The organism is Streptomyces sp. NBC_00503, assembly GCF_036346895.1.
Taxonomy (GTDB): domain Bacteria; phylum Actinomycetota; class Actinomycetes; order Streptomycetales; family Streptomycetaceae; genus Streptomyces.
The window spans coordinates 1,642,200-1,663,133 of record NZ_CP107855.1 but is presented as its reverse complement, the minus strand read 5'-3'; the positions used below and the strand labels follow the sequence as shown (position 1 = coordinate 1,663,133).

The window sequence follows — 20,934 nt, the reverse complement described above, 5'->3', positions numbered from 1 at the left end:
GCCGGGCCAGTCATCTGCGACGAGACAAGGGACGTGGGTTGCTCAAGTCTGCCCGCAAGCAGGAGAAGCTGGATCAGAAGGCGAAGGACGCCGAAGGGCGGATGCCTCTCGTCGAGCACCTGCGTGAGCTGAGAAACCGTCTGCTGAAGGCGGTCGTCGCGGTCCTCCTGATCACCATCGTGGCCGCGGTGTACTACAAGGACATCATCGACTTCATGCTGAAGCCGATGCTGGACTCCGTCGGCTGCACCAACGGTGTGGTGGAGCAGCGCAACGGCCGTCCTTGTGCCGACATGACGGTCAACGGCCTCATCGCGCCCTTCTCCATCGCGCTCAAGGTTTCCCTGACGGCCGGTGTGGTGCTTTCCGCGCCGGTGTGGCTGTACCAGCTCTGGGCCTTCGTGGCTCCGGGTCTGCACAGCAACGAGAAGAAGTACGCGATCGGCTTCGTGGCGGTCGGCGCCCCGCTGTTCGGTGCCGGCGCGGTTCTCGCGTACAAGATCCTTCCGCAGACCGCGGTGATCCTGCTCGAGTTCACTCCGGCCGACGCGCGAAACCTGCTGCCGGTCGACGACTACCTCGACCTCGTGACGCGCATGGTCGTCGTCTTCGGTCTGGCCTTCGAGCTGCCGCTGCTGCTGATCCTGCTCAACTTCACCGGCGTGCTGACCGCGAAGCGGCTGCTGAGCTGGTGGCGCGCGATGGTGCTGGGCATCACGATCTTCGCGGCGTTCGCGACTCCCACCGGTGACCCGCTCACCATGATGTCGCTGGCCTCCCCGATCATCGCCCTGTACTTCATCGCGCTGGGCATCTGCATGATCAACGACCGCAGGCGCAAGAAGTCCAACCCCGACGCGGAACTCGACGACGACGAGGCCGCCGAGCTGGACCTGACCCCTGGGGCGCTCGGCGAGATCGAGTCCGTTCCGTCCCCCAGCGCCCTGCCCGAGCAGGCCGACGGCGGCCGGGCGCGGATCAACGGTTACGACGACGCCACGTGATCGACGCCGACCGAGCCTGACAGGTACATTCCCCCGGGTGAGTGCTGAGATCACCCTCTTCGTCAATCCCACAGCCGGACGCGGCCGGGGCGCGCACGCCGCGCAGCCGGCCGCTTCCGCGCTCCGGGACGCCGGTTTCTCCGTACGGACCGTCGTCGGTGCCGATGGACCGGACGCCCTGGCCCGGCTGCGCGCGGCCGTCCGAGCGGGCACCGGTGCGGTGATCGCGGTGGGCGGCGACGGCATGGTCTCCCTGGCGCTGCAGGCGGTGGCCGGGACCCTGGTACCGCTGGGAGTGGTCGCGGTGGGCACCGGGAACGATTTCGCGCGCGCCACGGGACTGCCCGTACGGGATCCCGCGCGGGCGGGGCGGCTGGCCGCCGAGGCGCTCAAGGCGAGCCGGATCCGCGAGATAGACCTGGGCCGGGTCACCCCGGGCGCCGGAGCGAGCGGCAGCGCGGGCGGGGGCGCCGGTGGCGGTGACGGCACCTGGTACGGGACCGTGCTGTGCTCCGGCTTCGACTCGCGGGTCAACGACCGGGGCAACCGGATGCGGCTGCCGGTCGGGAAGTTCAAGTACGACCTGGCGATGGTCGCGGAACTGGCCGCCTTCCGGCCCTTCCCGTACCGGATCACCCTGGACGGCGGTCCGGTCATCGAGACCGAGGCCACGCTGGTGGCCGTCGGCAACGGGTCCTCGTACGGCGGCGGGATGCGCATCTGCGCGGACGCCGAGCCGGACGACGGGCTGTTCGACGTCACGGTCGTCGGGGACTGCAGCCGCGCCACCCTGCTGAAGGTGTTCCCGCGCGTGTACCGGGGAACCCATCTCTCGCACCCGAAGGTCACCGTGCACCGGGCCGCGAAGGTGACCCTGGAGGCGGCCGGCATCACGGCCTACGCGGACGGGGAGCCGCTGGGGCCGCTTCCGGTGGGCGCGGAGTGCGTCCCGGGGGCCCTGCGTCTCCTGTCGTAGGACGGCGGGACCTCGTGTCGTAGGACAACCGGACCTCGTGGGAGCTCGCCATAAAGATCGCGACTGTTGTCGGAGGCGGCGGGTAGGCTCGATAACAAGATGACCGAAGAACTTTCACCCGCCGAGCGGTACGCCGCTTCCCGGATCCGCGCCGCCGAAGAGGCCACCGCCCTGTGGCCGTTCCGCGAGATGTACGAATTCGATCTGGATCCGTACCAGATCGAGGCCTGCAAGGCACTTGAGGCAGGCAAGGGCGTCCTCGTCGCCGCCCCGACCGGCTCGGGCAAGACGATCGTCGGCGAGTTCGCCGTGCACCTGGCGCTCGCGCAGGGCCGCAAGTGCTTCTACACGACGCCCATCAAGGCCCTGTCGAACCAGAAGTACGCCGACCTCGCCAAGCGCTACGGCGCCGACAAGGTCGGCCTGCTCACCGGCGACAACAGCGTCAACTCCGAGGCTCCGGTGGTCGTCATGACCACCGAGGTGCTCCGCAACATGCTGTACGCGGGCTCGCAGTCGCTGCTGGGTCTGGGCTACGTCGTGATGGACGAGGTCCACTACCTCTCCGACCGGTTCCGCGGAGCCGTCTGGGAGGAAGTGATCATCCACCTCCCCGAGTCGGTGACCCTGGTCTCGCTCTCCGCCACCGTCTCCAACGCCGAGGAGTTCGGCGACTGGCTGGACACGGTGCGCGGCGACACCCAGGTGATCGTCTCCGAGGAGCGGCCCGTACCGCTGTGGCAGCACGTCATGGCCGGCCGGCGGATCTACGACCTCTTCGAGGAGGAGTCCGACCACGGCGGCCGCGGCTCCGCGCGCCGCGAGGTCAACCCCGACCTCCTGCGGATGGCGCGCGAGGAGAACACCAGCCGCTACAACCCGAAGGACCGGCGGCGCGGAAAGATGGTCCGCGAGGCCGACCGCGAGCGCGAGCGGCGCTCGCGCGGCCGGATCTGGACCCCTTCGCGTCCCGAGGTCATCGCCCGCCTCGACGGTGACGGGCTGCTGCCCGCCATCAACTTCATCTTCAGCCGGGCCGGCTGCGAGGCCGCCGTCCAGCAGTGCCTGTACGCGGGGCTGCGGCTCAACGACGACACGGCGCGCCTTAAGGTCCGCGAGATCGTCGAGGAGCGGACCTCGGCGATCCCCGCCGAGGACCTGCACGTCCTGGGGTACTACGAGTGGCTCGAAGGCCTGGAGCGGGGCATCGCCGCGCACCACGCGGGCATGCTGCCCACCTTCAAGGAGGTCGTCGAGGAGCTGTTCGTACGGGGTCTGGTGAAGGCCGTCTTCGCCACCGAGACCCTGGCGCTGGGCATCAACATGCCCGCGCGCACGGTCATCCTGGAGAAGCTGGTCAAGTGGAACGGCGAGCAGCACGCCGACATCACCCCCGGCGAGTACACGCAGCTCACCGGCCGTGCCGGGCGGCGCGGCATCGACGTCGAGGGCCACGCGGTGGTGCTGTGGCAGCGGGGCATGGACCCGGCGGGTCTGGCCGGGCTCGCGGGTACCCGTACGTATCCGCTGCGTTCCAGCTTCAAGCCCTCGTACAACATGGCGGTCAACCTGGTCCAGCAGTTCGGGCGGCACCGCTCGCGCGAGCTGCTGGAGACCTCCTTCGCGCAGTTCCAGGCCGACCGCTCGGTCGTCGGGATCTCCCGGCAGGTGCAGCGCAACGAGGAGGGGCTGGAGGGCTACCGGGAGGGCATGACCTGCCACCTGGGGAACTTCGAGGAGTACGCGCGGCTGCGCCGCGACCTCAAGGACCGTGAGAACGACCTCGCCAAGCAGGGTGCGGCGCAGCGCCGGGTGCAGGCGGCCTCCTCGCTGGAGAAGCTGAAGCCGGGCGACATCATCCACGTGCCCACCGGCAAGTTCGCCGGGCTGGCGCTGGTCCTGGACCCGGGCGTGCCGGCCGGGCGGTCCAACGGGCACCGCGGGCACGAGTACACCGAGGGTCCGCGCCCGCTGGTGCTCACCGCGGAGCGGCAGGTCAAGCGGCTCGCCGCGATCGACTTCCCGGTTCCGGTGGAGGCCATCGAGCGGATGCGGATCCCCAAGACGTTCAACCCGAAGTCCCCGCAGTCGCGCCGGGACCTGGCGTCCCAACTGCGCGTCAAGGCCGGGCACATCACGGTGGAGCGGCACCGGGGCGGCCGGGCGGCCGCGGCGGACGACCGGGAGATCTCGCGGCTGCGCACCGAGCTGCGGGCGCACCCGTGCCACGGCTGCGACGAGCGGGAGGACCACGCCCGCTGGGCGGAGCGCTACCACCGGCTGCAGCGGGACACGCAGCAGCTGGAGCGGCGCATCGAGGGCCGGACGAACACCATCGCCCGCACCTTCGACCGGATCCACGCGCTGCTGACCGATCTGGACTACCTGCGCGAGGACGAGGTCACTCCGCACGGCCGGCGTCTGGCCAGGCTCTACGGAGAGCTCGACCTGCTGGCGTCGGAATGCCTGCGGGCGGGCATCTGGGAGGGGCTGAGTCCGGCCGAGCTGGCGGCCTGCGTCTCGGCGCTGGTCTTCGAGGCGCGGCAGTCCGACGACGCGGTCGCGCCGAAGGTGCCGGGTGGCGCGGCGAAGGCGGCGCTGGGCGAGATGGTCCGCATCTGGGGCCGCCTCGACGCGTTGGAGGAGGAGCACGGCATCAACCAGGCGGAGGGCGTGGGCCAGCGCGAGCCGGACCTCGGCTTCGCGTGGGCGGCGTACCAGTGGGCCTCCGACAAGGGCCTGGACGAGGTGCTGCGCGAGGCGGAGATGCCGGCGGGCGACTTCGTGCGCTGGTGCAAGCAGGTCATCGACGTCCTGGGGCAGGTTGCCGCCGCGGCGCCCTCCTCCTCCGCTCCGCCGTCCTCGGCGGGCGGCAGTACGGTGGCCCGTAATGCCCGTAAGGCCGTGGACGCGCTGCTGCGGGGTGTGGTGGCCTACAGCTCCGTGGGCTAAGGGGACTTGGACCTTCCTCTAGTTCCGGTCATGGCCGGATCTGACCTCTCGCCATGATCAATTCGGCCAGTGCTGTGCGACGATCGGGCCATGACTGGGGGAACGGGCGAAGGTCCGAGACGGGTCGGTCGGCCACGCGCCGATCAGCTGAGGCCGGACAGCGGCAGGCCGCCGCGGGAGGAACTCCTCTACGCGGCGGCCGAGCTGTTCACGGTCAAGGGGTACGCGGCCACCACCACGCGGGCGGTGGCCGAACGGGCCGGAATGCGCCAGGCCACGATGTACCACTACTTCTCCGGCAAGGAGGAACTCCTCGCCGAACTCCTGGAGTCCACGGTCGCACCCTCGCTGGTGCTGGCCCGAAGGCTGCTCCTGGAGACGGACCGGCCCGCCACCCGCCGGCTGTGGGAGCTGTGCCGCGCCGACGTGCTGCTGCTGTGCGGCGGTCCGTACAACCTTGGCGCCCTCTACCTGCTGCCCGAGGTGGACGGCTCGCGGTTCGCCCACTTCGTGCGGATGCGCCTCGAACTCAAGGACGCCTACCGGGAGTTGCTCGACGCCACCTGTGTCGGCGTCGAACTCGCCGGTGACCGGGCCGGATTGGTGCTCCGCAACGACCTGGTCTTCGGCCTCATCGAAGGGGTCATGCTGATCCACCGCTCCGATCCGGCGCGCCCCGTGGCCGCTTTCGCGGAGGCCACCGCCGACGCGGCGCTGCGGATCGCGGGAACCGGCGGCCGGTGAGACCCCCTACTGGGGTGAGTGCGGCCTACTGGGGTGGGTGCGGCTCTGCGGCCGCGCTCGCGGGGCCCGCTTCCCAGGCGGACCGGTCCTCCCAGGCCTGGAGGTTCAGGCCGCTTTCGATGCGGTGCGCGATCCCGGTGACCGGATCGGTGAACTCAAGGGTGCGGGCCAGGAGTTGGAGTGGGCGGCGGTAGTCGTCCGGCGCGGGATCGCCGACCACCGGATACACCGGGTCGCCCAGGATCGGCAGACCGAGACTGTTCATGTGCACCCGCAGCTGGTGGGTGCGCCCGGTGTGCGGAGTCAGCCGGTAGCGACCCAAGTCGCCCCTGGTCTCGACGAGTTCGGCCAGGGTCTCGGCATTGGGCTCCACGCCCTCCACCTCCACCGCGGCCATCACCCCGCGGACCTTCTCGATGTGGCTGCGCAGGATCCGGGGGAACTCCACCGCCGGGTCGTGGGGCGCCAGCGCCTCGTACTCCTTGCTGATCCGCCGCTCCTGGAAGAGCAGCTGGTAGGCGCCGCGGTCCTCGGGGCGGATGCTGAACAGCACCAGCCCGGCCGTCATCCGGTCCAGCCGGTGCGCCGGGCTCAGCGCGGGCAGGCCCAGCTCCACCCGGAGCCGGGCCAGGGCCGTCTGGAAGACGTGGCTGCCGCGCGGGGTGGTCGCCAGGAAATGCGGCTTGTCGATCACCAGCAGGTGCTCGTCGCGGTGCACGACCCCGATCGGGAAGGGCACCACCGGCTCGGGCGGCATGTCCCGGTGGAACCAGAGGAAGGCCCCCGGCTCGTACGGGTCCTCCGGCCGCAGCACCCGGCCGCCGACGCCCAGCACCCGGCCGCCCGCGAGCAGGCGGGCCATGGACTCGGAGCCGCGCGTGCCCTCGTAGCGCGCCGTGAGGTAGGAGCCGAGATCCGGCCACATCCCGTCCGGGTCGGGGGGCAGCCGCATGCGGACCGGGTCGATGCCGGAGACCTGGGGCAGGGGCGATTCGGGGATGTGGGATCTGCGCTTCATCGCGATACAGGCTAGGGGGTACGGGGCGTGCGGCTATCCGCGGGTGAAGGTGCCCAGGTGGTTGGCGTCGAGGTGTTCGACGCGCAGGGCGCCGTCGGTGAAGAACACCCCGGTGCGGCCCACCGCGTTCTCGCCCGCGGTCTCGAAGCTGAAGGTGTCGCCGTCGTAGTGGGTCAGCGGGTAGCGCTGGGGTTTGGGACCGAGGGAGAGGGTCAGGCCGCTGCCGTCGGGGTTCGCGGCGACGGTGGCCTTGCCGTAGTACGGGCTGTTGTAGGTCCCCGTGTACGCGGTGTCGGCCTTGGCGGGCTTCGCCGCGGTCGGCGGGTGGGCGTAGTCGGTGGGGGAGTGGCCGGCGCCGAGGACCTGGGCGTAGAGGGAGGCCAGCAGGGGGAGCCAGTCGGCGGTGGACTTGCCGTTCTGGGCGATGTCGAAGAAGTCCAGGGCGATGGCGTCGGCCACGCCGACGGGGGCGCCGTTGGTCAGGACGACGATCCCGAGCTTCTCCAGGGGGAGCATGGTGGCGTTGGTGTTGGCGCCGAGTTCGAAGCCCCCGGAGTGGCTGAGGCGGAGCCGGCCGGCGCTGTCGTAGGAGACGTTCCAGCCGAGCCCGTAGAAGTCGGGCCTGCCCTGGGCGTTCTTCGGCTGGGAGACGATCTCGGGGAGGCGGGTGCGGGCGAGGTTGTCGGCGGGGATGATCCGCTTCCCGTCGAGTACGCCGTCGCCCAGCTGGAGGCGCAGCCAGCGGGCCATGTCACGGGCGGTGGAGCTGACCCCGCCGGCCGGTGCCTGGGCATCGGGATCGCGGACGTAGCGGGGGCTCCAGGTGCCGTCGGGGTTCTTGACGTGCGTGGCTGCGTGGTCGGGCGCGTGCGCGAAGGCGGAGAACTCGGTGCTGGTGTGCGTCATGCCGGCCGGTTTGAAGAGGGTGTCTTCGGCAAGCTTCTGCCAACTGACCCCGTGCGTCCTGGCGATGGCCTCGGCGGCGGCGGTGAAACCGAAATTGGTGTAGGCGTAGCTCGCGCGGAACTCGGTCAGCGGCTCCAGGCGCATGTGGTCCAGGATGTACGACTGGTCGTACCCGAGGTCTTCGAGGAGGTCCCCGGCGTGGTCCGGGAGGCCGCTGCGGTGGGACAGCAGGTCGGCGGCGGAGACGTGCCCGGTGACCCAGGGGTCCTTGAGCGTGAAGCCGGGCAGGTCGACGGGCCGGTCGAAGTCTTGGGGGGCCTTGAGGGCGCCGGCGGCGATGGTGGAGGTGATCGGCTTGGAGACGGAGGCGAGTTGGAAGACGGTGTCCGGGTCGATCGCGCCCGGCTCGCCGACGCGGCGGACGCCGAAGCCCTTGAGGTAGATCACGTGGTCATCGTGGACGACGGCGACGGAGATGCCGGGCACACCGGTGCTCCGCATCATGTCCGCGACGGTCTGGTCGAGGCGGTGCACCGCCCTGTCGACCTGGGCGTCGGTGAGCTGCGCCTTCGGCTGCGGAGGCGGGCTGGGTGGGGTGGCCGCCGCGGCCGTCCCGGTGGTGACCAGGAGTGCGGCGGCTCCGGCTGTGCCGAGTGCACGGAGCGTACGCATGCGGCCATTGTCCCGCCGCTTGGGTGAACCCGCCCGGCAGGACGGTCGGTCCGCAGACGTCAGAGTTGTCCGGCGGTCAGGACGCCGTGGCGAGGAGCTGTTCCTGCTCCGCTTCCACCCGCGCGTTCCAGTCGCTCTTGATCGCGCGCCAGCCCTCGTCGGTTTCGCCCAGGCGCCAGTACCCGGAGATCGACAGGCGTTCGCGGGGGATGCCGCGTTCCAGGCGCAGGTGGCGGCGGAGCGACTTCACGAAGCCGGCCTCGCCGTGGACGAAGGCGTGCACGTCCGTGGAGGGGAAGGACAGGGCCCGGACGGCTTCCGTCAGGGCCTCGCCCACGGGGCGGGAGCCGCGGTGGATCCAGACCGGGACGATGCCGTCCGGGGTGGCGATCCGCTGCTCGTCCTGCGGTCCCTCGACCTCCACCAGCGCGTGGACCCGGGCGCCGGCCGGCATCCGCTCCATCGCCGCGCCGATCGCCGGCAGCGCGCTCTCGTCGCCGACGAGGAGGTGCCAGCCGGCCGCCGGGGCCGGGGCGTAGCCGCCGCCCGGGCCGAGGAATCGTACGAGTTCACCCGGCTGGACGCGGGCCGCCCAGGGGCCGGCCAGTCCTTCGTCCCCGTGGACCACGAAATCGAGGGTCAGCTCACGGAGTGCCGGGTCCCAGGCGCGCACGGTGTACGCGCGCTGGCGGGGCCATTCCTCGCGCGGATGCGTCATGCGGATCCGGTCCAGGTCCCACGGGGAGTCGTAGGTGACGCCCTCGGGCGGGAAGAGGATCTTCACGTAGTGGTCGGTGTACGCGCCCGCGCCGAAACCGGCCAGCCCGTCACCGCCCAGCACGATCCGCACCATGTGCGGGGTCAACCGCTCGGTGCGCACGACGACTGCGGTGCCGACCTTGCGGACGCGTCCTTCTGCCACGACGTCTCCTTGACTCCCTGACCCTGACTTCCGTGAAGCTTAGGATTACCTAAGTTAGCACCTCATCGGCGCAGCGCGCTGCTCAGGCGTTCAATTGCTCCACCCAGACCCCACCGGTGGCCCAGAGCGGCGAGCACGTCGGGGTGGGCGGGCACGGCCGGGAGGGCCGGATCGAAGGCGGGCAGTTGAACGTCCCGGGCCACCTGGACCACCTTGGGGGCCACCGCCAGATAGGGCCGGGACTCGTCCAGCCGCTTGCGCTGGGTGGGGGTCAGCTTCGACTTCGGATCCCCGATCGCGGCGATGATTCCGGCCAGGTCCCCGTAGGCGTCCAGCAGCTTCGCCGCGGTCTTCTCGCCTACGCCGGGCACGCCCGGCAGGCCGTCGCTCGGGTCGCCGCGCAGCAGTGCCAGGTTCGCGTAGCCGGGGCCGTCGACCCCGTACTTCTCGTGCAGCCAGGACTCGTCGGTCACCTGGAGGGTGCCGACCCCCTTCAGCGGGTACAGGACGCGCCGCTCCTTCGCGTCGTCGACCAGCTGGTAGAGGTCGCGGTCGCCCGTGACGATGTCCACCGGGCCCGTGGCGCGGGTGGTGAGGGTGCCGATCACGTCGTCCGCCTCGTAGCCGGCGACGCCCACCCGGGCGATCCCGAAGGCGTCCAGGGCGGCCTCGATGATCGGTACCTGCGGGGCGAGGGTGTCCGGGGTCTCCTCGAGGTCCGGGCCCGTCTCGGTCTCCTCGGCGACCCGGTGGGCCTTGTAGGAGGGGATCAGCTCCACCCGCCAGTGCGGCCGCCAGTCGGCGTCCATGCAGGCGACCAGGTCGTCGGGCCGGTGGTCCTGCACGAGGCGGCCGATGAAGTCGAGCAGGCCGCGCACGGCGTTGACCGGGGTGCCGTCGGGGGCTTTCACGGAATCCGGCACACCGAAGTACGCGCGGTAGTAGAGGGAGGCGGTGTCCAGGAGCATCAGGCGTCGTGTCGTCGTCACGATCTCGATGATGCCTTGAGGCCCGGTGGAAAGTGCGTGAGGTTCGGCCTCCTCGGCTCTTGAGCGCGAAACCGGAGCCGGTTGCTGCGTAAGGTGCTTACAGCACACCAACGTGCGATGTGTGATGTGTGACGGATCAGGACAAGGGGAGGGCAGCCCCGCCATGGACGACAGGGATGGCACCGACGGCAAGAACGGCAGGAACGTCAGCAACGGCGTCAGCGGCGCGGACGACAAGGACCGGGACAGGGACAAGGACTCCAAGGAACCGCTCCGGGTGGGCGTGGCCGTGCGCAAGCGCCGCCGGGCCCTCGGTCTGACCCTCGCCGCGGTGTCGGGCCGCAGCGGCCTCTCGGTTCCCTTCCTGAGCCAGATAGAGAACGAACGGGCCCGGCCCAGCATGCGGTCCCTGGAACGGGTCGCCGACGCGCTGGAGACCACGGCCGTGGAACTGCTGGCCGCCTCGGACACCGCGCGCACCGTGGACCTCGTACGGGCCGGTGACGATTCGGGGCTCACCCCCGTTCCCGGCGTACGGCCCCTCGTGCGCGGGCACCACCAGCTGCACGCACTGGAGTTCACCGGGGACCAGGACGCCGGCCGCGAGTACCAGCACCGCAACGACGAGCTGATGTACGTGGTCTCGGGCGCCTGCCAGGTGGAGGCCGAAGGGCGGGCGTACCGGCTGGAGAACGGCGACGCGCTGTTCCTGTCCGGTGGCGTACGGCACCGCTGGCGGGCCGTCACCGAGGACACCCGGATCCTGATCGTCGCGGTCGGCGACCACATCCACGCCACCTCCGAACCGCCCTCGCCCGGACACTGAGCGGGACACCGGGCCGGATGCGCAGCCGGATGCGGGTCGTCTCCCTCGTACCGTCCCTGACCGAGGCGATCGCGGTGAGCGCGCCCGGGGCACTGGTCGGTGTGACCGACTGGTGCACCCACCCGGCCCCCGCCGAGCTGGGGGACGTGGCGCGCGTCGGGGGGACGAAGAACCCGGACGTGCGCGCGATCGCGGAGCTGCGCCCTGACCTGGTCGTGGCCAACGAGGAGGAGAACCGGGCCCCCGACCTCGCGGAGCTGCGGGCGGCCGGGCTCCAGGTGCTGGTCACCGAGGTACGGGACCTCCCGCAGGCACTGAGCGAGCTGGAGCGGCTACTGGTGGGGGCCATGGGGCTGAAGCGGCCCGGGTGGCTGTCCGACGCCGAGGCCGCGTGGGCCCGGGTGGTCCCGGCCGGGGTGCCGCGCCTGGCCTTCGTACCGATCTGGCGCAGGCCCTGGATGGTGCTGGGCCGGGACACCTTCGCGGGGGACCTGCTGGCCCGCCTCGGAGTGCGCAACGCCTACGCCGGGCACGCCGAGCGCTACCCGAGGATCCCGGCGGCCGAGCTGGCTGCGGCGGGCTGCGATCTCGTGGTGCTCCCGGACGAGCCGTACCGCTTCACGGCCGGGGACGGGCCCGAGGCCTTCCCCGGCCTGCCCGCCGCGCTCCTCAGCGGACGCCACCTGACCTGGTACGGACCCTCGCTGTCCGAGGCTCCGGCCGTGCTGGCGGCGGCCCTGCACGCGGCCGACACGCACTAGGCACTAGCGGGGCGCGGCCAGCAGCCGGCCGGTGTACAGGCCGCGCAGGGTGTTCGCGGCGGCCGCCAGCCAGGCGGTGACCAGGGCCAGGAACAGGGCGGCGGCCAGCCAGTCGAAGGCGGCGAGGCCGGTGTGGCGGGCGAGCCCGGCGGCGCCGGTGACGCAGGTGCCGACGGGGAAGGTCAGCGCCCACCAGGTCATGGCGAACCCCATGCCGCCCCGGGCGGCCCGCACCAGCATCGCGGCGGCCAGCGCCAGCCACAGCAGGGCGAATCCCATCACGGGGACCCCGTAGACCACGGCGAAGGCCCCGAAGGCCCCGGAGTAGGGGGCGGATATCGACTGGGGGGCCATGTCGGCGAGGGAGTTCACTGCGGTGGTGGACTGGCCGAGGGGGCCCAGGACCAGGAACAGGGTGGGGGTGAGCGCCAGGGGGAGGGGGCCGCTCACGATCAGCCGGCCGAACACCAGGGGGAGCATCAGCAGGGTGGCGAGCAGGCTGATCCCGAACATGGCGTAGCAGGCGAGCAGCATGGCCTCGCGGGCCTGCCCGGCGGCCAGGTGGGGGATCAGCAGGGGGCCCAGCGCGGCGGAGACCATGGGGGCGACCACGGGGAGCAGCCAGACGGGGGTGGCCTGGTGGGCTTCGACCTTGTGGCGGACCACCATCAGGTAGGGGATGCCGGCGGCGGCCAGCAGGCCGATCACGGTGCCGGCGGTGAACAGGACGGTGTCGACGGCGACGGCGGCGGGGACCCCGATGAGGTCCTTGCCGACGATGAGGGTGCCGCCGCCGACGGCCAGCAGGGCCATCGAGAGGCAGCCGTAGAAGGGGGCCACCGCGGGGTCCAGGAGGTGGGTGCGGGCCTGGTCGCGGTGGTGGAGCCAGTGCCCGGCGCGGGCGGTCAGCAGTACGGCGAGGGCGGTGGCGGCCAGCACCCAGAAGATCTGGCAGAGCACGCGCTGGCCGGGGAGCTGGTAGGGGAGTGTCGCCCCGGCGTTGGCGATGATCGCCGTGCCCATGACGGAGGCGTACCAGTTGGGGCCGAGGTGGCGCAGTGCGGGGGCCTTGTGGGGCCGGGCGATCCCAGGGGTGGCGGGACGGGGACGTACGAGGGTGGTGGCCATGGATCCAGCCTGCCGCCGGGCGGGGGCGGGCGGCAGAGGTGATGTTCCTATGAGGGCATAAACTGCGGTTATGGGTAATGAGCAGTGGGCCGAGGCACGCATACCGCTGGCGCACCGGGTCCCGGACCTGGGCGCCATGGAACTGCTGCTGGCCGTGGCCCGGGTCGGCAGCCTGAGCGGGGCCGCCCGGCGGCTGGGGATCACCCAGCCCGCCGCCAGCAGCCGGATCCGGGCGATGGAGACCCGGCTCGGAGTGGCGCTCGTGGACCGCTCCCCGCGGGGATCGACGCTGACGGCGGAAGGCGCGCTGGTCACGGACTGGGCGCGGCGCGTGGTGGAGGCGGCCGAAGCCTTCGACGCGGGCGCCGAGGCGCTACGGGGCCGCCGCGACTCCCGGCTGCGGGTGGCGGCCAGCATGACCATCGCCGAGTACCTGCTGCCCGGCTGGCTCATCGCCCTGCGCGGGCAGCGCCCCGGCACGGCGGTGTCCCTGCACGCGGGGAACTCGGCGGTCGTCGCCGAGCGGGTGCTGGCGCACGAGGCGGACCTGGGCTTCGTCGAGGGGCTCAGCGTCCCGGAGGGGCTCGACGCGGTGGTGATCGCGCAGGACCGCCTCGTGGTGGCGGTGGCTCCGGGGCACCCGTGGGCGCGGCGTTCGAAGGGGGTGGAGGCGGCGGAGCTGGCGGCGACCCCGCTGATCCTGCGCGAGCGGGGGTCGGGAACCCGGCAGGTCCTGGACGCGGCACTGGCCGGGAGCGGGGGGCTGGCGGAGCCGCTGCTCGAACTGGCCTCCACCACGGCGGTGAAGGCGGCGGCGGAGAGCGGAGCCGGGCCGTGCGTGCTGTCGGAGCTGGCGGTCGGCGCCGAGCTGGCGGCCCGCCGCCTGGTGTCCGTCCCGGTCCTCGGCGCCCCGCTGGACCGCGCACTGCGCGCGGTCTGGCCCACGGGCTCCCGCCCGGCGGGCCCGGCGCGCGACCTGCTGTCGCTGACCCGGGCCCGCTGACCCGGCGGGGCCGGACGGGGATGCCCTGCGGGGCTCGTCCCCTACCCGCCCTTCCACCGTTCCCCGGGGCTCCGCCCCGGACCCCGCGCCTCAAACTCCCCCAGCTACCGCTGGGAGGGGCCCCCGGGCGGGGCTGGATTCGCTGAGGGCCCAGGTGGAAGCAGCCGCGATCAGGGCGGACATCACGCGGGTGTCCTTGTCGCGTTCCGGGTGCCATTGGACGCCCAGGGCCCAGTGGGAGGGGTCGGTGAGTTCGATGGATTCGATCGTGCCGTCCACCGCGTGGGACGAGGCGACCAGGCCGGTGCCCAGGCGGTCCACGGCCTGGTGGTGGTAGGTCGGGACCTCCGACTCCTCCGGGACCAGGGCCGCGTACCGGGTGCCCGGGACCGGGCGGACCGGGTGCCAGGAGACGATCCCCGCCCCCGCGACGTGCCCGTCGATGTGCTGGATCAGCGTCCCGCCCAGGGCCACGTTCAGTGCCTGCATGCCCCGGCAGATCCCGAGCAGGGGCATGTGGGCGGAGAGCGCCGCCGTGATCAGGGCCAGTTCCCAGTCGTCGCGCTGGGTGGCCGCCGGGCCGGTACGGGGATCGCGCGCGGCCCCGTAGCGGACCGGGTCCACGTCGGGGCCGCCCGCGACGACCAGGCCGTCCAGTCGGTTCAGCACCTCCGGCGCCGCCTGCGGATCGTCCGGCGGGAGCAGCACGGCCGTGCCGCCGGAGGCCTGGACGAGCTCGTAGTACCCGGTGGGGACGAGGGCCGTGGGGACGTCCCACACCCCGTAGCGGGTGGAGGCCTCGATGTAGGTGGTGATGCCGATGAGCGGCCTGGGCACGGTTGTTACCTCCGGCAGGAAAAGGAAGGGGACGGGGATCAGTCGCGGGACAGCTCGGCCTCGGCTTCCGCCAGCGCCGCGAACTCCTCCTCCGGCGCTGAGGCCACCAGGTGGTGCCGACTGTAGAACGCGAAGTAGGCGAGGGCGACGGCGTACACGGCCAGCGCGATGAATGCGGCGTCCTTGTCCACCAGGAAGGTGGCGACCAGGGCCGAGATGGCGAGGACGAAGGCCACCGAGGAGGTCGCGATGCCGCCCGGTGTGCGGTACGGGCGCTCCAGGCCGGGCTCGCGGCGCCGCAGCACGATGTGGGAGAGGGCCATCAGGGCGTAGGAGATGGTCGCGCCGAAGACCGCCATGTTCAGCATGCGCGGGCCGTTGCCGGTGGCGGCGGCCAGGGCGAAGCCGATGGCTCCGGGGATGAGCAGGCCCAGGTACGGGGCCTTGCGCTTGGAGGTCAGGGACAGGAAGCGGGGGAGGTACCCGGCCCGGGAGAGGGCGAACAGCTGGCGGGAACCGGCGTAGATGAGGGAGAAGAAGGAGGCCACGAGCCCGGCCAGGCCCGCGTAGTTGACGAAGGTCTTCAGCCAGGAGAGGCCGGGGTCGCCCTCCAGGGCGACGACCAGCGGGTTGCCCGCGTCCTTGACGGCGTCCGCGCCGCGCGCCCCGGTCGAGGCGAGGAAGGTGACCAGGGCGAGCAGGACCAGGACGCCCATGGAGATCGACAGGGCGCGCGGTACGGAGCGGACCGGGTCCTTGGCCTCTTCGGCGGCCAGCGGCACGCCCTCGACGCCGAGGAAGAACCACATGCCGAAGGGGAACGCGGCCCAGATGCCGAGGAAGCCCAGCGGCAGCCAGGAGCTCGCGCCGGTGGCGGTGGTGTCGACGGCGATGTTGTCGAGGTTGGCCGGGTCGAACTGGGTGAAGGCGCCGAGGGCGAAGACGATCAGCGCGATCACGGCTATGGCGGTGACGACGAGCGAGAAGCTCAGGGCCTCGCCGACGCCCCACAGGTGGATGCCGATGAAGACGACGAAGCAGGCGAGGTAGACCGGCCAGCCCGAGGTGAGGCCGAAGAGGTGGAGGGATTCGACGTAGTCGCCGATGAAGATGGCGATGGCGGCCGGGGCGAGCACGTACTCGATGAGGATCGCGGTGCCGGTGAGGAATCCGCCCCAGGTGCCGAGCGCCCGACGGGCGAAGCCGTAACCGCCGCCGGCGGTGGGCAGGATGGCCGACAGTTCGGCGAGGGAGTAGACCAGGCACGCGTACATCACGCCCATCACGACGGTGGCGATGGCGAGGCCACCGAAACCGCCCTGGGCGAGGCCCAGGTTCCAGCCGGAGAAGTCGCCGGAGACGACGTACGCGACGCCGAGACCGGTCAGCAGCAGCCAGCCGGCGCTGCCGCGGCGCAGGGTGCGGCGTTCCAGGTAGCCGTCGCCGTTGCCGTCGCTGCCGCTTCCGGGGGCGGCCTTCTCGAGGGAGGTGGTGGGTTCGGGCACGGCTGCCAGCCGTGCGCCGGTGTCGTCGGCCATGTGCGCTCCTGCCTAGGGCAATGGTTGTGGGGCGTACCTTTGCCGTTCGGGAGTGGCGGGCGCAAGACCCCTGCGTTAAACGGGGGTTACGAAAGCCTCTCGAGCCCCTCGGTCCGGATCAGGTCAGGAACCCCCGCAGCAGCGCCGCCGTGCCGCAGCAGTGCTCGCGCATCACCTCGCGCGCCGCGTCCGCGTCCCGCTCCAGCACCGCCTCCACCAGCACGCTGTGCTGCTGCTGGGAGTGCTCCAGGTTGCGCACCAGCAGCGGGATGCAGTCGAGCAGGTCGTTCACGGTCGCCCGGACGGCCGCGTACTGGGCCGTCAGGGTGGCGGATCCGGCCAGTTCGCACAGGGTGAGGTGGAAGAGCGTGTCCTGGCGGCGGTAGTCGGGCAGCGGAGCGTCGTGGGTGGCGGTCAGTGCGGAGAGCAGCCGGTCGGCGTCCTTCTCCGACAGTCCCTGGGAGGCGCACAGCCCGGCCGCGCCGACCTCCAGGACCTCGCGGAAGCGCAGCACGTCCTCGATGTCCACGCCGGCGACCCGCCGCCGCAGCTCCTCCTCGGCGCCCCCGGCCGGGGTGTCGGGGCGGTGCAGGACAAACGTTCCGCCATAGCGCCCGCGCCGGGCCTCCACCAGGCCCTGGTCCTGGAGTACCTTCAGCACCTCGCGGAGCGTGACCCGGCTGATCCCCATCCGCTCGGCCAACTCGCGCTCGGGCGGAAGCCGTTCCCCGCCCGGTACCAGTCCGAGCCGGACCACCTGGAGGATCTGCTCCAGCGCCTCCTCGAAACCGTTGCCCGCCCGTACCTGTCGCAGTACGGGATTGAGCCGCGCGATCGCGTCGCCTTCGCTGGCCGTATCGGTCATCTGAGCTCCTCCCCTTCCCAAGCAATGGTTCTATTCAATACCTTAGGCCCTCTCGGCTCACCGAAGGAGAGATTCCCGTGGTAGACCGCAAGCCGCCGCTGTCGCCCGAAGAGCTCCGTGCTCTCGTCGCCAGCGGTGAGATCGACACAGTGGTCCTGGCCTTCCCCGACATGCAAGGGCGGCTCCAGGGCAAGCGGTTCGCCGCACAGTTCTTCCTCGACGAGGTCCTCGCGCACGGCACCGAGGGCTGCAACTACCTGCTCGCCGTCGACACGGACATGAACACCGTCGACGGCTACGAGATGTCCTCCTGGGACCGGGGCTACGGCGACTTCGCCATGCACCCCGACCTCGCCACCCTGCGCCGGATCCCCTGGAACCCGGGCAGCGCCTTCATCCTGGCCGACCTCGCCTGGAACGACGGCTCGCCCGTGGTCGCCGCGCCCCGCCAGATCCTGCGCCGCCAGCTGGAGCGGCTCGCCGATCACGGCTACACCGCCATGGTGGGCACGGAACTGGAGTTCATGGTCTTCCAGGACACCTACGAGCAGGCCTGGGACGCCAACTACCGCGGCCTGACCCCCGTCAACCAGTACAACATCGACTACTCCGTCCTCGGGACCGGCCGCGTCGAACCCCTGCTGCGCCGCATCCGCAACGAGATGCAGGCCGCCGGCCTGGTCGTCGAGTCGGCCAAGGGCGAGTGCAACCTGGGCCAGCACGAGATCGTCTTCCGCTACGACGAGGCGCTGAAGACCTGCGACCAGCACGCCGTCTACAAGACGGGGGCCAAGGAGATCGCCTCCCAGGAGGGCGTCTCGCTCACCTTCATGGCCAAGTTCGACGAGCGCGAGGGCAACTCCTGTCACATCCACCTCTCGCTCAACGATGCCGACGGACGCAGCGCGATGGCCGGTGAGGGCTCCGACGCGGACGCTCACGACGGTATGTCACCCGTGATGCGGCACTTCCTGGCCGGCCAGCTCGCCGCGCTGCGCGACTTCTCCCTTCTCTACGCCCCCAACATCAACTCGTACAAGCGTTTCCGGCCGGGATCCTTCGCGCCGACCGCCGTCGCCTGGGGCGTGGACAACCGCACCTGCGCGCTGCGCGTCGTCGGCCACGGCCGTTCCATGCGCTTCGAGAACCGCCTCCCCGGCGGCGACGTCAACCCGCACCTCGCCGTCGCGGGCCTGGTCGCGGCCGGGATCTACGGCATCGAGAACCGCCTGGAACTGCCCGAGCCCTGCGCCGGCAACGCCTACACCGCCGACTTCGCACACGTCCCCACCACCTTGCGCGAGGCCGCCGAGCTCTGGGAGAACAGCGAGATCGCCAAGGCCGCCTTCGGTCCCGAAGTCGTCGCCCACTACCGGAACATGGCCCGCGTCGAACTGGACGCGTACGACTCCGCGGTGACCGACTGGGAGCTGCGCCGCTCCTTCGAACGCCTGTAGGACCGCCAGGCGGCACCGCACCACCGCACCCACCGCACCCGAACGTCTGAAAGGACACCGCGTGTCCGACGCGCCGGCCCCCTTCAATCTGACCGTCTTGAATCCGGCCACCGAGGAAATCGTCGCCGTCGTCCCGGCCGCCACACGGGACGACGTCGATGCCGCCGTCGTACGGGCCTGCGCGGCCCAGCGGATCTGGGCGGCGGCGGCACCCGCCGACCGGGCCAGGCTGCTGCGCCGCTTCGCCGCCGTCGTCGACGCGAACATCGAGGAACTGGCCCGGCTGGAGGTCCGCGAGGCGGGCCACACCATCGGCAACGCCCGCTGGGAAGCCGGCAACGTCCGTGACCTCCTCGAATTCGCCGCCGGGGGAGTCGAGCGGCTCTCCGGCCGGCAGATCCCCGTCGCCGGCGGCATCGACGTCACCTTCCTCGAACCCCTCGGCGTCATCGGCGTGATCGCCCCGTGGAACTTCCCGATGCCGATCGCCGCCTGGGGCGCCGCCCCGGCCCTGGCCGCGGGCAACGCGGTCATCGTCAAGCCCGCCGAGACCACCCCGCTCACCGCGCTGCGCCTCGCCGAGCTCGCCCTGGAGGCCGGACTCCCCGAGCACCTCTTCCAGGTGCTGCCCGGCCTGGGCGCCGTCGCGGGCGACGCCCTCGTCGAGCACCCGGGCGTGGCGAAGATCGTCTTCACGGGGTCCACCGCCGTCGGCAAGCGGATCATGGCCAAGTGCGCCGACCGGGTGAAGCGCGTCACCCTCGAACTCGGCGGCAAGAGCCCCAACATCGTCTTCGCCGACGCGGACCTGGAGGCCGCCGCGGCCGCCGCCCCGATGTCCTTCCTCGACAACACCGGGCAGGACTGCTGCGCCCGCACCCGGATCCTCGTACAGCGCTCCGCCTACGACCGGTTCATGGAGCTGGTGGCCCCCGGGATCGAGAACGTGGTCGTCGGGGACCCGTCCGACGAGAAGACCCAGATGGGGCCGCTGATCTCGCGGGTGCAGCTGGACCGCGTACGGTCCTACGTCACCGACGACCTCACGGTGATCCGCGGCTCCGCCCCCGAAGGGCCCGGCTTCTGGTTCCCGCCGACCCTGGTCACCGGAGTCGGCCCCGACGCGCCGGTCGCCGCCGAGGAGGTCTTCGGCCCCGTGGCCGTCGTCCTGCCCTTCGAGGACGAGGAGGACGCCGTACGCCTGGCCAACGCCACCGAATACGGCCTCTCCGGATCCCTGTGGACCCGCGACATCGGCCGCGCGCTGCGCGTCTCGCGCGCCGTCGCCGCGGGCAACCTGTCGGTCAACTCCCACAGCAGCGTCCGCTACTGGACCCCCTTCGGGGGCTACAAGCAGTCCGGGCTCGGCCGCGAGCTCGGACCCGACGCCCTCACCGCATTCACCGAGACCAAAAACGTCTTCATCAGCACGGAGGCCTGACCATCATGACCACCCAGCACACCGACGAGACCGAAGAGATCGTCTGCCGCCGCCTGGTCGGCCGCACCGCCGTCATCACCGGGGCCGGCAGCGGCATCGGCCTCGCCACCGCCCGCCGACTGGCCTCCGAGGGAGCCAACGTCGTCTGCGGCGACATCGACGAGACCGCCGGCAAGGCCGCGGCCGAAGAGGTCGGCGGCACCTTCGTGAAGGTGGACGTCACCAGCCCGGAGGAGGTCGAGGCCCTGTTCAAGACGGCCTTCGACACCTACGGCTCGGTCGACATCGCCTTCAACAACGCCGGCATCTCGCCCCCGGACGACGACTCGATCCTCACCACCGGGCTGGAGGCCTGGAAGCGCGTCCAGGACGTCAACCTCACCTCCGTCTACCTGTGCTGCAAGGCGGCCCTGCCCTACATGCAGCGCCAGGGCCGCGGCTCCATCATCAACACCGCCTCCTTCGTCGCCCGGATGGGCGCCGCCACCTCGCAGATCTCGTACACCGCCTCCAAGGGCGGCGTGCTCGCCATGTCCCGCGAGCTCGGCGTGCAGTTCGCCCGCGAAGGCATCCGCGTCAACGCGCTCTGCCCGGGGCCCGTCAACACCCCGCTCCTGCAGGAGCTGTTCGCCAAGGACCCGGAGCGGGCCGCCCGCCGCCTGGTGCACATCCCGCTGGGCCGGTTCGCCGAGCCCACCGAGATCGCCGCAGCCGTCGCCTTCCTGGCCAGCGACGACTCCTCCTTCATCAACGCCAGCGACTTCCTGGTCGACGGCGGCATCTCCGGCGCGTACGTCACGCCGCTCTAGCCACCCCCCGGGCGTTCACCCGGAAGCCATCCCCCCGACAGCCGGGCGTCGCACGACGCCCGGCTGTCGTGTTTAGCGTCCGAGAT

At 71.6% G+C, this 20,934-nt stretch carries 18 protein-coding genes; 10 read left to right on the top strand and 8 right to left on the bottom strand.

Annotated features, from left to right (window positions below; translation table 11 throughout):
• Positions 1-38: 38 nt before the first annotated feature.
• From tatC to OG490_RS07775, 4 genes are all read left to right on the top strand, one after another.
• Positions 39-1,004 (top strand): twin-arginine translocase subunit TatC, encoded by a 966-nt coding sequence (tatC, locus tag OG490_RS07790; RefSeq protein WP_330295548.1) that lies wholly within the window; start codon positions 39-41, stop codon positions 1,002-1,004.
• Between the two features lie 37 nt (positions 1,005-1,041).
• The gene (locus OG490_RS07785; protein ID WP_330295547.1) at positions 1,042-1,980 is read left to right on the top strand and encodes a diacylglycerol kinase; all 939 of its coding nucleotides are present in this window, start codon (positions 1,042-1,044) and stop codon (positions 1,978-1,980) included.
• A 99-nt stretch (positions 1,981-2,079) separates the two neighbouring features.
• Positions 2,080-4,932, top strand: a complete 2,853-nt coding sequence (locus tag OG490_RS07780) for a DEAD/DEAH box helicase (protein WP_330295546.1) — start codon at positions 2,080-2,082, stop codon at positions 4,930-4,932.
• Between the two features lie 90 nt (positions 4,933-5,022).
• Positions 5,023-5,676, top strand: coding sequence for a TetR/AcrR family transcriptional regulator (locus tag OG490_RS07775; protein WP_330295545.1), 654 nt, complete (start codon positions 5,023-5,025; stop codon positions 5,674-5,676).
• Positions 5,677-5,701: 25 nt separating this feature from the next.
• Here OG490_RS07775 and OG490_RS07770 read toward each other — a convergent pair whose 3' ends face one another.
• The 4 genes from OG490_RS07770 to OG490_RS07755 form a co-directional block, all read right to left on the bottom strand.
• A complete protein-coding gene (locus OG490_RS07770) occupies positions 5,702-6,694 on the bottom strand; it encodes a pseudouridine synthase (protein WP_330295544.1) in 993 nt (330 codons plus the stop codon).
• 33 nt (positions 6,695-6,727) lie between these two features.
• Positions 6,728-8,272, bottom strand: coding sequence for a serine hydrolase (locus OG490_RS07765; protein ID WP_330295543.1), 1,545 nt, complete (start codon positions 8,270-8,272; stop codon positions 6,728-6,730).
• Between the two features lie 76 nt (positions 8,273-8,348).
• Positions 8,349-9,194 (bottom strand): siderophore-interacting protein, encoded by an 846-nt coding sequence (locus OG490_RS07760; RefSeq protein ID WP_330295542.1) that lies wholly within the window; start codon positions 9,192-9,194, stop codon positions 8,349-8,351.
• Positions 9,195-9,256: 62 nt separating this feature from the next.
• Positions 9,257-10,162 carry a 5'-3' exonuclease gene (locus OG490_RS07755; protein WP_330300819.1) on the bottom strand — a complete coding sequence of 302 codons (906 nt, stop codon included), beginning with the start codon at positions 10,160-10,162 and terminating at the stop codon, positions 9,257-9,259.
• A 298-nt stretch (positions 10,163-10,460) separates the two neighbouring features.
• Between OG490_RS07755 and OG490_RS07750 the strand changes: the two genes are divergently transcribed.
• Positions 10,461-11,009: a helix-turn-helix domain-containing protein gene (locus OG490_RS07750; RefSeq protein ID WP_330300818.1), complete on the top strand. Its 549-nt coding sequence runs from the start codon at positions 10,461-10,463 to the stop codon at positions 11,007-11,009.
• 29 nt (positions 11,010-11,038) lie between these two features.
• Positions 11,039-11,770 (top strand): helical backbone metal receptor, encoded by a 732-nt coding sequence (locus OG490_RS07745; RefSeq protein WP_330300817.1) that lies wholly within the window; start codon positions 11,039-11,041, stop codon positions 11,768-11,770.
• 3 nt (positions 11,771-11,773) lie between these two features.
• On the opposite strand, the gene OG490_RS07740 is transcribed toward OG490_RS07745, so the two are convergent.
• Positions 11,774-12,898, bottom strand: coding sequence for a TDT family transporter (locus OG490_RS07740; protein WP_330295541.1), 1,125 nt, complete (start codon positions 12,896-12,898; stop codon positions 11,774-11,776).
• Between the two features lie 70 nt (positions 12,899-12,968).
• On the opposite strand from OG490_RS07740, the gene OG490_RS07735 reads away from it, so the two are divergent.
• The gene (locus OG490_RS07735) at positions 12,969-13,901 is read left to right on the top strand and encodes a LysR family transcriptional regulator (protein WP_330295540.1); all 933 of its coding nucleotides are present in this window, start codon (positions 12,969-12,971) and stop codon (positions 13,899-13,901) included.
• Positions 13,902-13,991: 90 nt separating this feature from the next.
• Here OG490_RS07735 and OG490_RS07730 read toward each other — a convergent pair whose 3' ends face one another.
• The 3 genes from OG490_RS07730 to OG490_RS07720 all read right to left on the bottom strand — a co-directional run bounded on the left by OG490_RS07730 (position 13,992) and on the right by OG490_RS07720 (position 17,141).
• Positions 13,992-14,738, bottom strand: a complete 747-nt coding sequence (locus tag OG490_RS07730; protein WP_330295539.1) for a gamma-glutamyl-gamma-aminobutyrate hydrolase family protein — start codon at positions 14,736-14,738, stop codon at positions 13,992-13,994.
• 38 nt (positions 14,739-14,776) lie between these two features.
• Complete coding sequence (gene eat, locus OG490_RS07725; protein ID WP_330295538.1) at positions 14,777-16,276, bottom strand: ethanolamine permease; 1,500 nt, start codon at positions 16,274-16,276, stop codon at positions 14,777-14,779.
• A 118-nt stretch (positions 16,277-16,394) separates the two neighbouring features.
• On the bottom strand, positions 16,395-17,141 hold the full coding sequence (locus tag OG490_RS07720; protein WP_330295537.1) for a FadR/GntR family transcriptional regulator: 747 nt from the start codon (positions 17,139-17,141) through the stop codon (positions 16,395-16,397).
• A 77-nt stretch (positions 17,142-17,218) separates the two neighbouring features.
• Here OG490_RS07720 and OG490_RS07715 point away from each other — a divergent pair, with 77 nt between their 5' ends.
• From OG490_RS07715 to OG490_RS07705, 3 genes are all read left to right on the top strand, one after another.
• Positions 17,219-18,598 (top strand): glutamine synthetase family protein, encoded by a 1,380-nt coding sequence (locus tag OG490_RS07715; protein WP_330295536.1) that lies wholly within the window; start codon positions 17,219-17,221, stop codon positions 18,596-18,598.
• A gap of 61 nt (positions 18,599-18,659) precedes the next feature.
• On the top strand, positions 18,660-20,039 hold the full coding sequence (locus OG490_RS07710; RefSeq protein WP_330295535.1) for an aldehyde dehydrogenase family protein: 1,380 nt from the start codon (positions 18,660-18,662) through the stop codon (positions 20,037-20,039).
• 5 nt (positions 20,040-20,044) lie between these two features.
• Positions 20,045-20,848, top strand: a complete 804-nt coding sequence (locus OG490_RS07705; RefSeq protein ID WP_330295534.1) for a 3-oxoacyl-ACP reductase — start codon at positions 20,045-20,047, stop codon at positions 20,846-20,848.
• Positions 20,849-20,934 lie beyond the last annotated feature (86 nt).

Excerpts from the sequence above, each read along its gene's own strand:
- OG490_RS07735 (WP_330295540.1), top strand. The coding sequence starts at position 12,969 with ATGGGTAATGAGCAGTGGGCCGAGGCACGCATACCGCTGGCGCACCGG.
- OG490_RS07740 (WP_330295541.1), bottom strand. The coding sequence starts at position 12,898 with ATGGCCACCACCCTCGTACGTCCCCGTCCCGCCACCCCTGGGATCGCC.
- eat (WP_330295538.1), bottom strand. The coding sequence starts at position 16,276 with ATGGCCGACGACACCGGCGCACGGCTGGCAGCCGTGCCCGAACCCACC.
- OG490_RS07780 (WP_330295546.1), top strand. The coding sequence starts at position 2,080 with ATGACCGAAGAACTTTCACCCGCCGAGCGGTACGCCGCTTCCCGGATC.
- OG490_RS07720 (WP_330295537.1), bottom strand. The coding sequence starts at position 17,141 with ATGACCGATACGGCCAGCGAAGGCGACGCGATCGCGCGGCTCAATCCC.
- OG490_RS07705 (WP_330295534.1), top strand. The coding sequence starts at position 20,045 with ATGACCACCCAGCACACCGACGAGACCGAAGAGATCGTCTGCCGCCGC.
- OG490_RS07755 (WP_330300819.1), bottom strand. The coding sequence starts at position 10,162 with ATGCTCCTGGACACCGCCTCCCTCTACTACCGCGCGTACTTCGGTGTG.
- OG490_RS07775 (WP_330295545.1), top strand. The coding sequence starts at position 5,023 with ATGACTGGGGGAACGGGCGAAGGTCCGAGACGGGTCGGTCGGCCACGC.
- OG490_RS07745 (WP_330300817.1), top strand. The coding sequence starts at position 11,039 with ATGCGGGTCGTCTCCCTCGTACCGTCCCTGACCGAGGCGATCGCGGTG.
- OG490_RS07765 (WP_330295543.1), bottom strand. The coding sequence starts at position 8,272 with ATGCGTACGCTCCGTGCACTCGGCACAGCCGGAGCCGCCGCACTCCTG.
- OG490_RS07770 (WP_330295544.1), bottom strand. The coding sequence starts at position 6,694 with ATGAAGCGCAGATCCCACATCCCCGAATCGCCCCTGCCCCAGGTCTCC.